The sequence below is a fragment of the Neobacillus sp. B4I6 genome (genome assembly GCF_050434045.1).
Taxonomy (GTDB): domain Bacteria; phylum Bacillota; class Bacilli; order Bacillales; family Cytobacillaceae; genus Neobacillus.
The window spans coordinates 4,926,525-4,942,614 of the sequence record NZ_JBNPWB010000002.1; the positions used below are offsets into that span (position 1 = coordinate 4,926,525).

Genomic DNA, 16,090 nt, shown 5'->3' on the forward strand with positions numbered 1-16,090 from the left:
GAAACATGGAAAATCTAGTCGGAAAAGCTGATTTAGATGGTGGAAAGTTGAAATCTTCATGATGAAAACGCTCAACCCGTTTTCATAAAATGAGATGGCCCAGCCTTTCCAAAAGAAGAACGCTCGTGCGTTTTCTTTTGGAAAGGCTGGGCTTTTTGTTTGGTAACAATTTGAGGGGTGATTAGGATGATAAAGGTCAAGCAAGCAGAAGAAATCATTAAAAAAATTAAATCTAACGATACCGTTATGGTCGGAGGGTTCGGCCTTGTAGGGGCACCCTTAACCTTGATTGACGAACTAACTCGACATGATGTAGATGGGTTAACGGTGATTAGCAATAATCTTGGGGAACCAGGAAAAGGTCTTGGGATTTTATTGCGACAAGGGAAAATTAAAAAAGCGATAGGTTCTTATTTTACTAGCAATCGAGAAGTAGGAGATTGCTATAATCAAGGGAAATTGGAGATTCAGTTAATGCCACAAGGTACGATGTCTGAATCGATTCGTGCAGGTGGTGCAGGGATTGGTGGTTATTATACGAAGACAAGCGCGGGGACTGAACTCGCAAAAGGTAAGGAAGTACGGGAGATGAATGGCGAGCTTTATGTTCTCGAGCTACCACTAAAAGCCAATATTGCATTAGTAAAAGCAGCGAAAGCAGATACGCTTGGGAATCTAGTCTATTACAAAACAGCACGAAATTTTAATCCATTAATGGTTACAGCTGCTGATTACGTGATTGCGGAAGTAGATGAGATTGTCGAAGCTGGAGAATTGTCTCCTGAAGAGATAGTGACGCCCCACCTATTCGTCGATGCCATCGTCGAAAGCAAAATGATTTTAAGAAAAGAAGGAGTGGTTTCCAAATGAGCAGGGAGAGTCAAGAGCTTATTGCCAAACGTGCTGCAGCCGAATTACAGCCGAACTCGATTGTGAACCTCGGGATCGGGATTCCAACTCTTGTTGCTAAATATGTAGATTCAAGTTCTGTCTTTTTCCATACCGAAAATGGAATGCTCGGGGTAAAGGAATTAACGAGTGACGAAGACTTTGATCCAAGCTTGGTTAATGCGGGGAAACTCCCGATTTCCGAGGAGATTGGTGCCTCGTACTTCAATAGTGGGGAGTCGTTCGCAATGATTCGTGGAGGGCATGTGAATGTCGCCATCCTTGGGGCTCTACAGGTCGATGAGCAAGGTTTGATTGCAAACTGGGCGATTCCTGGAAAAAACATTATGGGTGTCGGCGGAGCGATGGACCTTTTAAGCGGAGCAGGAAAAGTCATTGTCACGACCAATCATACCGCTAAAAACGGGGACCCGAAAATTGTTGGAAAATGTACCTACCCAATTACATCACTCCGGAAGGTCGATGTGATCATCACTGAGTTGGCTGTATTTACCATTGAAGGTGGGCGATTAGTTTTGAAAGAGTTGATGCCGGGTGTCAGCTTGGATGAAGTCAAGGATAAGACAGAGGCAACCTTTGAAATTTGTGAATCTGCTATGACATTGATAGGGGGATAGAATCATGGATAATCGAGTATTTGTTGTGAGTGCACAGAGGACAGCAGTTGGAAAAATCGGTGGTGCATTGAAGGATGTGCAGCCTGATGATCTTTTGCTTCCATTATTTGAAGATCTTAAGCTCAAGAATCTTCTTCCTAATGAAGTGATTGACGAAGTGATTATTGGTCAAGCAAAACAAAGTCAGGATCAGTCTAATATCGCCCGAATGGCTTTGCTTAAGGCCGAGTTACCGGAATCCTTGCCAGGGTATACAGTACATCGTCAGTGCGGCTCCGGGATGCAGGCGATTCATAACGCTTTTATGGCCATTCGGTCTGGAGTTGGGCATACTTATATTGCCGGTGGGGTAGAAAGTATGAGTTGTGCCCCTTATTATATCCGAAATGGACGGTACGGCTTACTATCAGGTAACGGCGAAATCTTGGATCCGAATAAGGAAAGCCAGCCTGGCTCACAGCCGGAGGAAAAATACGGACGTCTCGTGATGGGGATGACGGCTGAGAACCTAGCAGAAGACTATTCCATTTCACGTGAGGAGCAAGATTCATTTGCCTATGGAAGCCAGATAAAAGCTTTTAATGCAATTGAAAATGGAAGTTTCGAGGATGAAATTGTACCTGTTTCTATTTTACAAAAGAGAGGAGAGCCTGTTGTCTTCTCTGTTGACGAACACCCAAGAAAAACGAGTTTAGAAAAGCTGGCAGCTCTTCAACCTGCATTTAAAAAGGGTGGAACGGTTACAGCAGGAAATTCTTCGGGGTTAAATGATGGAGCCTCGATGCTGTTGGTGGTTTCTGGTGAAATAGTAAAGAAATATCAACTTCAGCCTTTGGTGGAAGTCGTTGCACTTGGAGTATCTGGTGTACAGCCGGACAGGATGGGTATTGGTCCTGTTGAGGCAACAAAAAGAGCTCTAGAAATGGCAAATATCAGCCTAGACGATCTAGATTTAGTAGAATTAAATGAGGCCTTTTCAGCACAGGCATTAGCGGTGATTAAAGAGCTAGACTTACCAATGGAAAAAATCAACGTCAACGGAGGAGCCATCGCTCTTGGACATCCGATTGGAAACAGCGGTGCGCGAATTAGTGTGTCACTTATCCATGCCATGAGGAAGAGGAAAGCAAAGTGGGGACTAGGCACCCTATGTATTGCTGGTGGGCAAGGGATTGCAACATTATTCCGGTCGGTCGAGGAATAAAGGGCATTTTTTAAAGCCTTCGAAAGGTCCTGTGTAGGAGCCATTGTGAACTTTGCGGCATTCAATTGTGAATTCCACGAAATTAATTCCAAAACTTGCGGAATTATCTCTAAAATCCGCGAAATTGGTGTTAGTCGAATAACCATTCATGCTAAAAATAAAAAAAATTAAGGAGATGTTAACATGACAACAACTTTTAATGGATTAGAATTTTTCGAGCGTGTTTACGGTCAGGTTCCGGATTGGGTAGCTAAGATGCATCATTTTGCACCTAAGGCCCTTGAATATTACACAAAATTAAGGGGAGAAATTTTAGTAGACGGAGCTCTTTCTAAAAAGGAGAAAGAATTAATCCTGGTCGGGATTAACGCCGCCCGCAGATATGAACGGAGTATGATCTATCATACAAAGGGTGCTATCGATTCAGGTGCCTCCATCGAGGAGGTTGCCGATGTTTTGGCCACATGTATAATCTCTAGAGGCATACCTGCCTGGTTTACGGGTGTTAAAGCGATTGAATACGCGGTCTCTTATGTTGGAAAAGAAGAATTCAATGCTGCACCTCCTGGAGATGAAGAGTCCTTTTTCGCCTCCTTGGCAGACTATAACAGTTATTATGAAAAAGAAGTGGGTGGGGAGCTGCCTAACTGGGTTAAAGTTTTAAATCAATTTAACCCGTCTGTTTTAGAAAGATATACAGATTTAAGAAGAACAGTTCTAAAAGACAATGTTGTCTCTCGTAAACTAAAGGAACTTGTTCTTGTTGGGATTAATGTCGCAGAAATGTATCCAAGAGGGATCGAACTCCATGTTCAGGGTGCAAAAAAATATGGAGCAACCGAAGCGGAAATTGCTGATGTATCTCTTGTAGCGTTACTGACAGCAGGTATTCCGGCTTGGTTTGAAGGTAGCGACTATCTATCAATAAAAAAGTAGACATTATTTGGAGGTGTTTGGCATGAATTTTATAGAAGTTAATGGTGTTCGCTTACATTACCGTTTCGATGGCGGGGAAGATCTTCCGGTTTTGGTTCTTTCCAATTCACTCGGGACCGATCTTTCGATGTGGAATCCCCAGATTGAAACTCTAACACAGCATTTTCGCGTGTTACGATATGACACTCGTGGACATGGTGCATCGAGTGTGCCAACAGGTCCCTATACAATTGAGCAACTTGGACAGGATGTTATCGGCCTGTTGGATGGTTTAGGGGTCGAACGTGCCCACTTTGCTGGGGTTTCGATGGGCGGCATGACAGGTATGTGGTTGGCACTTAATGTTCCTGAACGTCTTGGAAAACTTGCGCTTTGCAATACGGCAGCTTTCATCGGGCCTCGTGAAATTTGGGATGCAAGAATTTCAGCTACTCGTAATGGAGGAATGGAAGTAATTGCGGAGGGCGTTTTGGCTCGTTGGTTCAGGGAGTCATATCTGGAGAAAGGGTCTGAAGAGCTGGATCAGGTGAGAAAAGTTCTTTTGTCGACTTCACCTGAGGGGTATGTTGAAGCCTGTGCAGCAGTCCGTGATATGGATCAACGGGATTCAGTCAAACAAATTAACGTACCAACATTGGTAATTGTCGGCAGCGGGGATTTAGCAACGCCTCCATCTGACGGACAATACCTTGCTGAACAGATTCAGGGCGCACGCTACGTCGAACTAGAAGGAGCCCACCTGTCCAACATTGAGGCTTCAGGGGAATTTACAACGGAACTGGTGGAATTTTTGAAATAGAACCGGTGCAATGTCATTTCATGCAGGTCAAGAATAATAACTTTGGCGATGATGGACCACTGCTAATTGGCTTTTTCTCAACTTGAAAATGAAAGTTTTCATTATTATATGTATTACAAAAATAATGGAGTGGATAAAATTAAAAGCTTTAACATTACTAAGATAAATGCATAAAAAAAGAAGGTACAGAGTGTACCTTCTTAATGTATTATTTAGAACTATTTTACAATGCCAGATACTTTCTTAAGGATAAGTCCATATGCTGTACCATCATCCAAATGGACAGTGAATTTTTTTGACATGTTAAACCTCCTGATTACGGGATATAAATTACGTGAGGCTAATTACTTGCAGTTACATAAAATCAGCCTGAATTTCATTATTTTATATTCATTTAAAACATTGATATATCAACACTATTTTTGCTTACTTTAGATAAAATTACAAAAATACAAAAAAAAAGAAACGGTAATTCACTATAATTTAGCAGCACTAATAATAGCTAATCTATAAAAATAGATAATAACCCCTAAACTCTCTTTAATGTAAGCAGGGGTTAAATACAATTCCCTATTGTGATATAGAGCACTAATAGTTTGTGTAGGCTCATATTCTACATATAATATATCAATGTTTTCCTCTGTAATTGTATAAAATAATTGTCGATAACTGGGGCAGCTAAGCCTTCCATTCACCTTATTTCCCTTTAAATTTACACCCTTCGACCAACTGCAAACTAATCAAACGTTTAATTAACTAGGCTGAATAGCCTTCTCTCTCAACCTTTAACTCCCAAATCTAGAAAAAAGATTGTTGAATTTACACTACTTTAAAAAACTAACCAAACGTTTGATTAGTTAACCACGAAGCCATATAAGTAAAGAGTTTCAGCCTTTTAATAAAAAATCTTTGTCGACGCAGTTCTATTTTTCCTATATAAAAAATAAAAAACAAGTCGATATTTGGATTTCCTTAAGGAAACTCTCATGCTTCGACACGTTTCCTGATCATTCCTTACTAACCAAACGTTTGATTAGTTGCGGGAAAAACCCTTTTAACAAAAGGCTTTTTCCCCGGGAAATGGAGAAAAGAATGTCGAAATCCGCTCGACAAAACAAAAGGCGTATGGACTGGAGCGCTCCAACTGAGATAAAGGAAACACAGAGAGCAATAGCGATTCGAGATGATGACTTATCGTAGGGCGGAGAGCGATGTACACTAGCCGCTGGGCGCTGGAGCTGGATTCAGAGACCTATTTCAACGTTATCAACAATGAATTACTTTATAATTTCCTATACAAAAATAAAAAAGCTCGACCCAAAAGGCACATTATGTGCCTTTTGGGTCAGCTCCTTTTCACATTACTCCATCAGCTTTGCTACTGGCTTTGAAAGAAGCAATAATACAATACCTAAAACAATTGTTACAAAACCAATTACACTGAAGATTTCCAGGTAACCTAAAGACTGCGTATATGCAGCTAATTGGCCGGCAACCATATTAGCTACCGCGGAACTTGCCAGCCATACTCCCATTAGAAGAGAGGCAAGCTTAATTGGAGCAATTTTACTTACCATTGATAAACCAACTGGTGAAATCATTAATTCGGCTAATGTATGAAGGAAATACGTTACAATTATGAACAGGATGTTTGCTTTCAGCGCTGTATCGTTTCCTGTATACATAACAGCAGGAAGCAGTACTAAGAAACCTAAACCAACAGTAACTAAACCAAGAGCCATCTTCGTTGGAGTTTTTAAGTCACCGCGTTTTGAGCTGCCAAGCTTGTACCATAAAGCAGACATAATTGGCGCTAAAATCACTATGAATAATGGGTTCAATGATTGGAACCAGGCAGTTGGAACCTCAAAACCAAATACATTCCGATCAATTTGGTCATTGGCATACAATGTCAATGAACTTCCTGCCTGCTCGAAAGCAGCCCAGAACGCAATAACGAAGACTGCCAAAATAACGATTGCAGCTGTACGTTTTTGTTCTCTTTTCGTTAACGATACAGCTGATTTTTGACCAGCTGTAACTTCCGGTTTACCAGTAGGTTCTTTACCGATATCACCTAAATAGCGTTTGCCTAATAAGTTGAAAACTAACTGACCGACAATCATACCAATTGCTGCTGTCAAGAACCCATATTTATAGCTCATAAGTCCAACTACTAATGGTGCGAAGAAAGCCCCAACGTTAATACCCATATAGAAGATGGTAAAAGCTCCATCACGACGCGGATCGTTGTCTTCATAAAGATCCCCAACAATTGTCGAGATGTTTGGCTTGAAGAAACCATTACCGATAATCAATAAACCAAGACCAATGTAAAGCGCTGTCATACTCTGACTTGAGAATAGTGAAAAGTTCCCAAGCGCCATTAAAATACCACCAATCGTGATCGCCAATCTTCTGCCTATGAAACGGTCAGATAAGTATCCTCCAATCATTGGCGTAATATAAACGGCACCAGTAAAGAATCCGTAAATGCCCATAGCCGTAGCTTTGTCGACTCCAAGCCCGCCGTTTACAACAGTTGCTGTTAAGTAAAGAACAAGAATTGCTCTCATTCCGTAATAGCTGAAGCGCTCCCATGCCTCAGTCGCGAACAGCATATACAGTCCTGGAGGATGCTTTTTCCTGGACTGGTTTGGCTGCTGAACATCATTTTTTAAAATTGCTTGCATAATAAAGTCCCCCTAAATATAGTTAAAGTTCTTTATGGTGAACTTTAACAATAAAAACCATTTATAATGTTCGGTGTTTACACTATATTTTCACGTGTATTTTGAACCAAACCGAATCAACAGATGGAATTTCTCCATCATCGGTAAAAAATTTCTTTCTTCGTCCATTCACTTCTAAAATGCGTTTAGCACTAACAATGTCACCCCTTTGTGTAATCAATCTCTCGAAATGAATAATTCTTATTGCTAAAAATGACATTCAATGAAAGAGTTAGATTATAAATTATTTTTAGTGTTGTAAAAAAATTTTATATTATCAGAAAATATAAAAATACAGAAAAAAAAGAAAAAAAGTCTTGCTGCATTAGGGGTCTGTTTAGCAACGGAGACATATTACGAAACTAGTATTAGCGGACAAGAAAACAGTAAAAAATGCAGCTTTTTACTCTAAAAGTCTGTCTTTTAAAGAATTTAGAACAAACTTATAAGTTAAATAATAAGGAGTTTTAATCAGTAATATCCTCTAAGTACTAAGGACATCACTTTGATGAAGAAACCCCTTTCATGTCCACTATTATTTGTAATAACACTTAAAATCAATGTCCGCTAATGCTTATTACGTGATTTAGTTTGACTGCTACACAGACCCCCATTATAATAAAAAACTGCCTAGTATAGACTGTCCTAGTCATTTGAGACAGAGATAAAACACCCTTATTAGGCTGCCATACTCCCAAATTCAATGGGGGTTCGGTAGCCTAATTTTTCTTGAATGCGTTCTTCATTATAATGTTTAACGTAATCATTTACATGATTTCGTACGTCCTTTAAGCTTATTGAGTTGAACTTAATATATTGGAACTCCTCTGATTTCAAGTTGGAGTGAAACGACTCAATAACTGCATTATCCCAACAATTTCCACGTCTTGACATACTACTAATCAGGTTACTCTCTTTCACAAACTTTTGAAAGGCATATGATGTATATACACTTCCTTGATCAGAATGAAGGATGACTCCGGATGGGTTTCTACGTGCACTTAATGCTGCTTTAAGTGTATCCAACACAAGTGGAGTCTGTTGATGATCATATATCTTATATGCCACAATTTGATTGTTATACAAGTCCACAATAGTCGACAAATACAACGTAGATGGACCATATTGTAGGTAAGTAATATCGGTGACCCACTTTTGATTTGGAGCACTGGCTGTGAAATCTCGTTCTAAAATATTGGGTGCAATAACAACGGATTCTCCCTGCGATTTCTACTTTCGTTTCGGCTTTACACGACATTGCAAATAATGTTTTTGCATAATACGTTGAACAGTATTACGATTCAATTTAATCTTATAGTCACGATATAACATAGCCTTTATTTTACGGTGCCCGTATCGATATTTTGTTTCCTGGCATATAGTAATGATGATTTCTTCCTCTTTAGTTAATACGTCCTTTCCCGCTTTTGCCCACCGATAGTAGGTAGCTCGCGGCAAGGATAGGGCAGATAAAATCGCCGTAACCGTGTACTTCTTACGGAACTTTTCAACTATCTGCAGGACTACTTGTTTTTCAACTCCTTTACCATCTCCAAATACTTTTTTAAGATTTCATTCTCCTGTTTCAAGTGAGTAAATTGCCGATCTTTCTTTTCCTCTTCACTCACATTATCTGGTCCAAGCCCGTACGAATATTGTTTGCCAATCGGCTGATCAAAACGATGTATCTCATTCTCTCGGTACCATTTCATCCATGTCTTTATCTGAGAAACATTTTTAATTCCGTACTTCTCCATAATCTCTTGATTAGTTAACTCCCCTGACATCTTATCCCTCACCACTGCCCATTTTGTTTCACTAGAATATACGTTTTTGCCCATGCAAAAACACCTCCGATTTTAGTACTTAATTTCAGTGTACCATTTCGAAGGTGTTTTATCGTGTCTCATTTTATTAGGTTAGTCTAGTATTAAGGCAGCTTTTTAGTCAACAATCCATTGATATAAATTTTTCGGTCTTCCTATTTTTTGATAACTCACAATAATTTCTACTTTTCCTTCATCAAGTAAATGCATAATATAGCGATACACGGTCGGATAAGCTAAACCAACTTCTTTAGAAATTGTATCAACAGAAAAAGGTTCACGATTAGAATGTAAAAAATCACTAATGTGACAAAGTGTTCTCTTACTAATTCCCTTTGTTACAAATACATCCTTTTCTTCAATGGATATTTGCTGCGAAGCTGATTGAGTTAATTTTGCAAGGCGTGCATGCAGTTGAATTCTTGAAATCATATCAGGCGCTTTTACAGGCTTTAATGCAAAATCTGTTGCGCCTGCTTTAAGAAAGCGATCAGCAATTTCCTGCCGTTCATCGACTGTTAATACAAGAATCGGAACATCCGCATTACGGTTACGAAGCTCACCTACTGTTTTTATTCCGTCCATTTCCGGCATATGATAATCAACTAAAACAACATCTGCTCCTTTTTCTGCAAACACATTTAACCCTTCTTTTCCGTTGTTAGCCGTATCTACATTCCAGCCGGCAAATTCACAAATTTCCCTTAACATATATTGAATTGATGAGTCGTCATCAATGACTAAAATGTTCATCTTGACACACTCCTCTCAGCTAGTTTAATCCAAATTATTGTCCCGTGTCTAAGCTTGCTGTCAATTTCTAAAGAAGCACCATGTCCTTTAGCAACTTGTCGTACGAAAGCTAACCCCATCCCTGGATGCGATTTTGTACTAAACCCAGCTTTCCATATATTCTCCTGCTCTTTAGGTGTAATCCCTTTCCCATTATCTGATACGCCCAACCAAAGTTCATTTTCATTGGTTTTTATCTTAAGCAAAATCTTTCCATCCTCTATTCCATTCACTGCATCGTAAGCATTGTCAATTAAATTCACTAATGCCCTTGTCATTCGGATTTTATTAATTAAAATTTTAATTTCAGGATCTGTTTGAAAGTCTACTTTCAGATCAAGATTTGTCCCGCTCAGTCTGCTTGCTTTGACGTATCCAACTAAATCTTTTATACGGCACCAATGTTTTTTATCATCATATAAAATCTCAGAAATCATGTCGCTAACGGAATGAATCGATGATGAAATCTTTTGACAATATTCTTTAATTTTAGAATCGTCCACTTTCAAACTTATTAAAGAATTTAGCCCCTCAATTGCTGTGAGAGGTGTTTTTAAATCATGGACTAGATATAGTGCTTCTCGTCCTGATCTTGACTGCATTGCTTCTAACTGCGCATAATGAAGCTCTTGTTTTATCCTCCACTTTTGTTCAGCTAATGAAAAATACACAGCTAAAATGACAGCATTAATAACAAAAATTAAACACAAAGTCGAACTGTACAATGTTAAAGATTGCTCAAAGCCAATTTGAACTGCTATATCTTTTATTTCCTTTGAAATCGATCCTTGGCCAAATCCATATTTAGATAAAGAAGGAATCTCATTCAGCCATTCAATCCCAAAGATTAATTGAGAACAAATAATTGTTTTAATAATTGGCTTTAGCCTATCCTTTCCAAAGGCTTGCATTAATAAGATTGCTAACAACAATAACAACGCATATGAGCTAAATGAGTATGTTAAAGAATAAAAAACATTTATCACGATATAGTCGAGAGGAATAACAATAAGAGGAATGATAATTTTTAACCATGGACGGTTTAAACGATCACCGATTTCGTCTCCCAACAGCAGTGCACCAATATAATGAAACAAAGCTAAAACTGTATTTAAAGACACTAACAAAAAAACGGCAAGCATTAACGTATTTCCTGTTTCTTCATCTTTTCTTAATGAAATAAGCAAATCAGTAAGCCCAATTTCGTCAGGACCCAACCACGATAGTAAGAATACTCCGAATAAAATTACTCCAATTTTCATCCATATTGTCCAAGACTTCATAGCTATCATAATCATTTCACCTTTAATAGATTAATTGCTTATACAGAAATTACATGAATAGAATGATAACAATTCTCTCACTTCTTATTTATTTAAATTTATGTACACCCTTCCATAATCTCATTATACGCATTTCATAGTAAATATAAATTATAAAAAAACGGGTTGGATTCATTAGAACAATTTTAATAATTCCATTCTCATCAATGTCTATCTCAAATAAGCCATTTTTGATTAAGAATAAAGAATACGTAGTCTTACTAACCTTTTCAATGTTTATCTGTCGGATGGCTAAAGAATCCAATAAGGCACCAGTTCCCTCAAAATATGGAACTAACCAAACGTTTGATTAAAACTGGTATCAGCCCTGGTAAATCAACGTTTTTCTCTGTAATTGTATAAAATCTTTGTCGATAACTGGGCAGCGAAGCCTTCCATTCACTTTATTTCCCTTTAAATATACACCCTTCGACCAATTGCAAACTAATCAAACGTTTAATTAAATAGGCTGAATAGCGCTCCCCTTCAACCTTTTACTCCCAAATCTGTTAAAGAGATTGTTGAATTTACACTACTCCAAAAAACTAACCAAACGTTTGATTAGTTGCGGGAAAAACCCTTTTAACAAAAGGATTTTTCCCCGGGAAATGGAGAAAAGAATGTCGAAATCCGCTCGACAAAACAAAAGGCGCAAGGCCCGTATAGCGACGTATGGACTGGAGCGCTCCAACTGAGATAAAGGAACACGGAGAGCGAAGTTCACTGGGCGCTGAAGCTGGATTCAGAGAACTATTTCAATGTTATCAACAATGAATTATTTTATAATTTCCTATACAACAAAAAAAAACACTCCCTAATTTTTTATAGGAAGTGGATATTGATATAAATTATTTACATGACTGCTTCACAGAATGGAGGAAAAATAACTTTAACCATTTCTCAAAAGATAGTGGTTAAATTACATCATGCCGCCCATTCATGAAATAGTGTTTAAAAAAAGGCATTAAATCAACGTTTATAAAAAGTTCGACATAATTGTTTTAAATGCAATATAAAACATCGGAGGACAATTTCAAAAGTGATAATAAAGCCCTTCTCAATTGAAATGGGCTTTAAGCCAATTAAAACCAGTGACCTCACCCCTGTCAATGATGGATATACTTTATGATTATAACAGTTTAATTAAGAAAGTATTGTTATAACAAGGATTTCAATAAGTCTTATTATGATTGAATTTTTGTTATTGGAAACAGTTAGCTCAAATTTGTCCCCAAAGTGCCCCTAATTGTCCCCCGTAAAACAGTAAGAAAAATCCGAGTTGGAACAGCATACCTTCTTAAACTCTAGCACCCGTTTGTTTAACATCAGAGAACTGACCTTCATGGTGAGGCGGGTTGCCATCGCCGTGAAACAAGAAAACCCCATTCCAACAAAATAAAGAAGTAGATTTTTCACCCTTTGTATAATTTAGGGATTTTGTAGGGCACCATATCATTGTTCTTATCAAAATTAGATCCTCTAAAGGAGGGAACAAACTGGTACATTTCATGATCAGTGATTCAATACATATTAAGATTTCATAATGTGAGGAGGAATTTTCGTGAGGCGTTACTTAAAGGCAACAGGTTCGTTTTTTTTGGCCTGTATGGTCCTTGTTGGCTGTCAAACGAATAATAAGCAGAACAATGCAAATAACAAGGAAGAAACCAAGAAATCCAACCAGGCAAATCAGGTAAAGGAGACAGGATTCCCAAATTGGGGTTATGACCTCCAACATACCCGACATGTGCCCTATAAAGAGATTACAAAAGATAATGTAAAAAAATTAGGGATTGTCTGGCAGCAGGATATCCTGGAATGGAATCAGGATATTCCTAATTTACAAGAGGATTTCCCTGTCGTTCAAAACGGGGTCATGTATGTGACGAGTGCAAAAAACCATGTGTTTGCAATCGATGCCGCAAGCGGAAAGAAAATTTGGGCATGGACACCTCCTAAGGAAGTACTTGACCATCTTGAAAGTTTGCCATGGCAGTCCAACGTGGCAAGCAGAGGTGTCGCGGTGGCCAATGGAAAGGTATATGTCTTGATGATTGACAATCGGCTGGCCAAACTTGATGCGAAAACCGGAAAACTGGAAAAAATGGTCAACTTCTGGGATCATGTTCCCTCCATTAAATTAGAAAACCGATACTATGAATCTTCGGCTCCCATGTATTATGACGGCAACATTTACGTTGGAAGCAGCGGCGGTGATAATGGCACTCGAGGCTTCGTTTGGGCATTTAAGGCTGATAGTCTCGAACCGCTCTGGAAAGAACCATTTTGGACCGTTCCTGAAAGAGGAACAGGCTGGGCGAAGGGGAAATACACGGGCGGAGGCTCCGTATGGACACCAATGTCGTTCGACCCAGATACCGATATAATGTATTTTGCAGTAGGGAATCCAGCCCCTGACTTTTACGATGCAGATCGAAAAGGGAAAAATCCATATACGGATTCCATCGTTGCTTTGGACAGTAAAACGGGGAAATTTAAGTGGGCCTCCTCCGAGGTTGATCACGATGTATGGGATTATGACGCTGCCGCGACACCGATGGTTCTCAATACCAAGGTCAGCGGGAAAAAACAGAAGATTGTGGTGGAAGGCGGAAAGAATGGGAAATGGTATGCATGGGATGCCAAAACCGGAAAAACCATTTATGATGGTGTACCATTTGTCAAAATTCAACATTCAACACCACCAAGCGATCAGAGTAAAGTGAAACTTCAATGGCCAGGTACGCCAGGTGGAGAAAGCTATGCCCCAGAGACGTATGATCCCGATACCAACTATGTGCTGATTCCAGGTATTAATAACCCGAATTTAATGTTAGCAGCAAAAGATCGAAAAGAGATTGCAAAAGATAACAATACCTTCCCTGGTACGAAGATACTTCCTTTACCAGAAGATATTGATCCTACTGGTAACATTACAGCTATTGACGTGAATACAGGTAAAAAGGTTTATCAAATCAAAACTGACGACCCGATGTATGGAGGATTAACAAGTACTGCTTCCGGCCTTGCTTTCTACGGGGAATTGGACGGAACGGTGAATGCTCTCGATATTAAAAAAGGAAAAGTATTATGGGGCATGAAAAGTGGAGGAAAACAAATTAAAATGGCCCCTTCCATTTATATGGTTGACGGCAAACAATATATTGGGGTGATTACTGGTGGAACGAGGGTAGTGGTTTATGGACTCGGTGGTAAGGAAAAGATCGCTGCCCCTAATAAAAATGCTAAATTACAAGGGCAAGCCGACGTTGTTATCGACCCGGAAAAGGTTTACAAAAAAAGTTGTATTTCTTGTCACGGAGATAATCTTCAGGGCGCAACTGCTCCAAATCTTCAACACATCGGTAAATCGATGACCAAAGAACAAATATTGAACCAAATCTTAAACGGCGGCGACCGCATGCCGGCGGGCCTCGCTAAAGGTGCAGAAGCTGAAGCACTAGCAGAATGGCTGTCCAAAAAGAAATGATGTGTTTTCTTGAAGCAGTTCGAGTCCGATCACTTCTTTCGGACTCAGATTGTTTCAAAGTGGAGCAACCTATAAACGAAAAATAAGGATGGTGGTAAAATGAGGAACCTAACGAAATATACCGTGCGATTCAGGGCTATCGCCTTCTTCCTTTGCTTGCTCATTGGCTTTGCCTCCCCTGCTTTGACCAGTGCCGAATCCCTAAATCAGGGCTTAGGCTCAGCTGAAGATAACGGAATCAAGCTAACACTCAATGGCTATTCCATCGTAAACCATGGTCATACCATTAGGCTGAATTATACAATACATTCCAATTCGAATATTCAAGTAGATCCGTATGCCAAAAGCCTTATGGCAAGTCCTCATATTTGGGTTGAACACACGTTAGTTCGTGAAAATTCCGATACGTTTAAAAAAGTAGGTAACAACTTATATAAAGGAACGATAGAAGCACAACTACATCAATACAGACCTGAAAATCCGCATATGACATTTAAAACTCATGGGATATTGAATCAAAAGGGCCAATGGACCATTCGATTTATCCTTAATAATGCTGATTACTAAAATATGTGTGTTGAAACCCTAAAAGCATCCCGTATCATCCCTTAAAATGGTACGGGATTTGATTTTTAATTAAGAACAAGACAACATTGATCAAACTGATCAAAAATTTGATTCATGCGGAAAGCGACAAACATTGAGGTGCTCGGAAGGCCTTAATTAAGGAGGAAAAAATCGTCTTTATTTATGATGAATATCTAAAGGGCTTATAAGGCCCTCTTTCCAATAGGCTCAAGTAAAAGAGGCTTCTCCCAAACTTTGGGAAGAAGCCTCTAAACGTTGTTATTTCGGGATTTCTGGTGGGAGATTACATCATGCCGCCCATATGTTTTTATGCTGTAACATATTTAACGACGGTAGAAGAAAGACCCGTCGAATCAGCATTCTGCAGGCATCAAGTGTAATATCTTTAACCCTAATTTACTTCGTTTTATTGAACTTCGTTAGCAAAATGTTAGCATGTTGTGAGCAATCAATGATTTGCAATTAACTTGATGTCTCTTATAACAGAAGCGGCGCAAATTCTGTTTGCGTCGCTTTTTAACCGCAGTTACACAATCCACATGCGCAGAGTGTATGTGGCAACACATGAGATGTTGGTGGGCTTAATTAATGTATAAAATATTGTATATAATCTCCTTATTTATGATTGATGCATTTTGCACTAAAGCACCCATTCGTATTATAAGGTCAGCCAGATATTTCTGGTTGACCAATTTTTATTTGGTTTTATTATAACGGTAGCCGGGGTAGAACGTAAGCACCCGTGGGAATTAGATCCCGTAAAGTAAACAGTTCGCCCCCTACTTGTAGAAACATGTTTGAGGCTGGTTGGGACTTTGATCTCGTATAACAAGCGAAGCTATGATACTGCAAGAAGGAATTAGGGGTACCGGTGA

At 39.1% G+C, this 16,090-nt stretch carries 10 protein-coding genes and 1 pseudogene; 7 read left to right on the forward strand and 4 right to left on the reverse strand.

Features of this window, described 5'->3' with window-relative positions:
* Positions 1-186: 186 nt before the first annotated feature.
* The 5 genes from QF028_RS26425 to pcaD all read left to right on the forward strand — a co-directional run bounded on the left by QF028_RS26425 (position 187) and on the right by pcaD (position 4,465).
* Positions 187-870: a CoA transferase subunit A gene (locus QF028_RS26425; protein WP_429470331.1), complete on the forward strand. Its 684-nt coding sequence runs from the start codon at positions 187-189 to the stop codon at positions 868-870.
* Entirely contained in the window at positions 867-1,526 is a 660-nt protein-coding gene (locus tag QF028_RS26430; RefSeq protein ID WP_429470333.1) for a 3-oxoacid CoA-transferase subunit B, read from the forward strand. Before QF028_RS26425 ends, QF028_RS26430 begins: the two co-directional genes overlap by 4 nt.
* 4 nt (positions 1,527-1,530) lie before the next feature.
* Positions 1,531-2,730: a thiolase family protein gene (locus tag QF028_RS26435; protein ID WP_429470335.1), complete on the forward strand. Its 1,200-nt coding sequence runs from the start codon at positions 1,531-1,533 to the stop codon at positions 2,728-2,730.
* A gap of 183 nt (positions 2,731-2,913) precedes the next feature.
* Positions 2,914-3,666: a carboxymuconolactone decarboxylase family protein gene (locus tag QF028_RS26440; protein WP_429470337.1), complete on the forward strand. Its 753-nt coding sequence runs from the start codon at positions 2,914-2,916 to the stop codon at positions 3,664-3,666.
* A 22-nt stretch (positions 3,667-3,688) separates the two neighbouring features.
* Positions 3,689-4,465, forward strand: coding sequence for a 3-oxoadipate enol-lactonase (gene pcaD / locus QF028_RS26445; RefSeq protein ID WP_429470339.1), 777 nt, complete (start codon positions 3,689-3,691; stop codon positions 4,463-4,465).
* Positions 4,466-5,826: 1,361 nt separating this feature from the next.
* On the opposite strand, the gene QF028_RS26450 is transcribed toward pcaD, so the two are convergent.
* The 4 genes and pseudogenes from QF028_RS26450 to QF028_RS26465 all read right to left on the reverse strand — a co-directional run bounded on the left by QF028_RS26450 (position 5,827) and on the right by QF028_RS26465 (position 11,113).
* Positions 5,827-7,158: a peptide MFS transporter gene (locus tag QF028_RS26450; RefSeq protein ID WP_429470341.1), complete on the reverse strand. Its 1,332-nt coding sequence runs from the start codon at positions 7,156-7,158 to the stop codon at positions 5,827-5,829.
* A gap of 717 nt (positions 7,159-7,875) precedes the next feature.
* Positions 7,876-9,038 (reverse strand): annotated as a pseudogene (locus QF028_RS26455) (IS3 family transposase).
* Between the two features lie 102 nt (positions 9,039-9,140).
* Positions 9,141-9,776, reverse strand: coding sequence for a response regulator (locus QF028_RS26460; protein WP_215009898.1), 636 nt, complete (start codon positions 9,774-9,776; stop codon positions 9,141-9,143).
* Positions 9,773-11,113: a sensor histidine kinase gene (locus QF028_RS26465; RefSeq protein ID WP_429470343.1), complete on the reverse strand. Its 1,341-nt coding sequence runs from the start codon at positions 11,111-11,113 to the stop codon at positions 9,773-9,775. The genes QF028_RS26460 and QF028_RS26465 overlap by 4 nt, the downstream gene beginning before the upstream one ends.
* Before the next feature lie 1,585 nt (positions 11,114-12,698).
* Here QF028_RS26465 and QF028_RS26470 point away from each other — a divergent pair.
* Complete coding sequence (locus QF028_RS26470) at positions 12,699-14,627, forward strand: PQQ-binding-like beta-propeller repeat protein (protein WP_429470345.1); 1,929 nt, start codon at positions 12,699-12,701, stop codon at positions 14,625-14,627.
* A gap of 99 nt (positions 14,628-14,726) precedes the next feature.
* A complete protein-coding gene (locus QF028_RS26475) occupies positions 14,727-15,194 on the forward strand; it encodes a hypothetical protein (RefSeq protein ID WP_429470347.1) in 468 nt (155 codons plus the stop codon).
* Positions 15,195-16,090: the final 896 nt, after the last annotated feature.

Excerpts from the sequence above, each read along its gene's own strand:
- QF028_RS26425 (WP_429470331.1), top strand. The coding sequence starts at position 187 with ATGATAAAGGTCAAGCAAGCAGAAGAAATCATTAAAAAAATTAAATCT.
- QF028_RS26430 (WP_429470333.1), top strand. The coding sequence starts at position 867 with ATGAGCAGGGAGAGTCAAGAGCTTATTGCCAAACGTGCTGCAGCCGAA.
- QF028_RS26435 (WP_429470335.1), top strand. The coding sequence starts at position 1,531 with ATGGATAATCGAGTATTTGTTGTGAGTGCACAGAGGACAGCAGTTGGA.
- QF028_RS26440 (WP_429470337.1), top strand. The coding sequence starts at position 2,914 with ATGACAACAACTTTTAATGGATTAGAATTTTTCGAGCGTGTTTACGGT.
- pcaD (WP_429470339.1), top strand. The coding sequence starts at position 3,689 with ATGAATTTTATAGAAGTTAATGGTGTTCGCTTACATTACCGTTTCGAT.
- QF028_RS26450 (WP_429470341.1), bottom strand. The coding sequence starts at position 7,158 with ATGCAAGCAATTTTAAAAAATGATGTTCAGCAGCCAAACCAGTCCAGG.
- QF028_RS26460 (WP_215009898.1), bottom strand. The coding sequence starts at position 9,776 with ATGAACATTTTAGTCATTGATGACGACTCATCAATTCAATATATGTTA.
- QF028_RS26465 (WP_429470343.1), bottom strand. The coding sequence starts at position 11,113 with ATGATTATGATAGCTATGAAGTCTTGGACAATATGGATGAAAATTGGA.
- QF028_RS26475 (WP_429470347.1), top strand. The coding sequence starts at position 14,727 with ATGAGGAACCTAACGAAATATACCGTGCGATTCAGGGCTATCGCCTTC.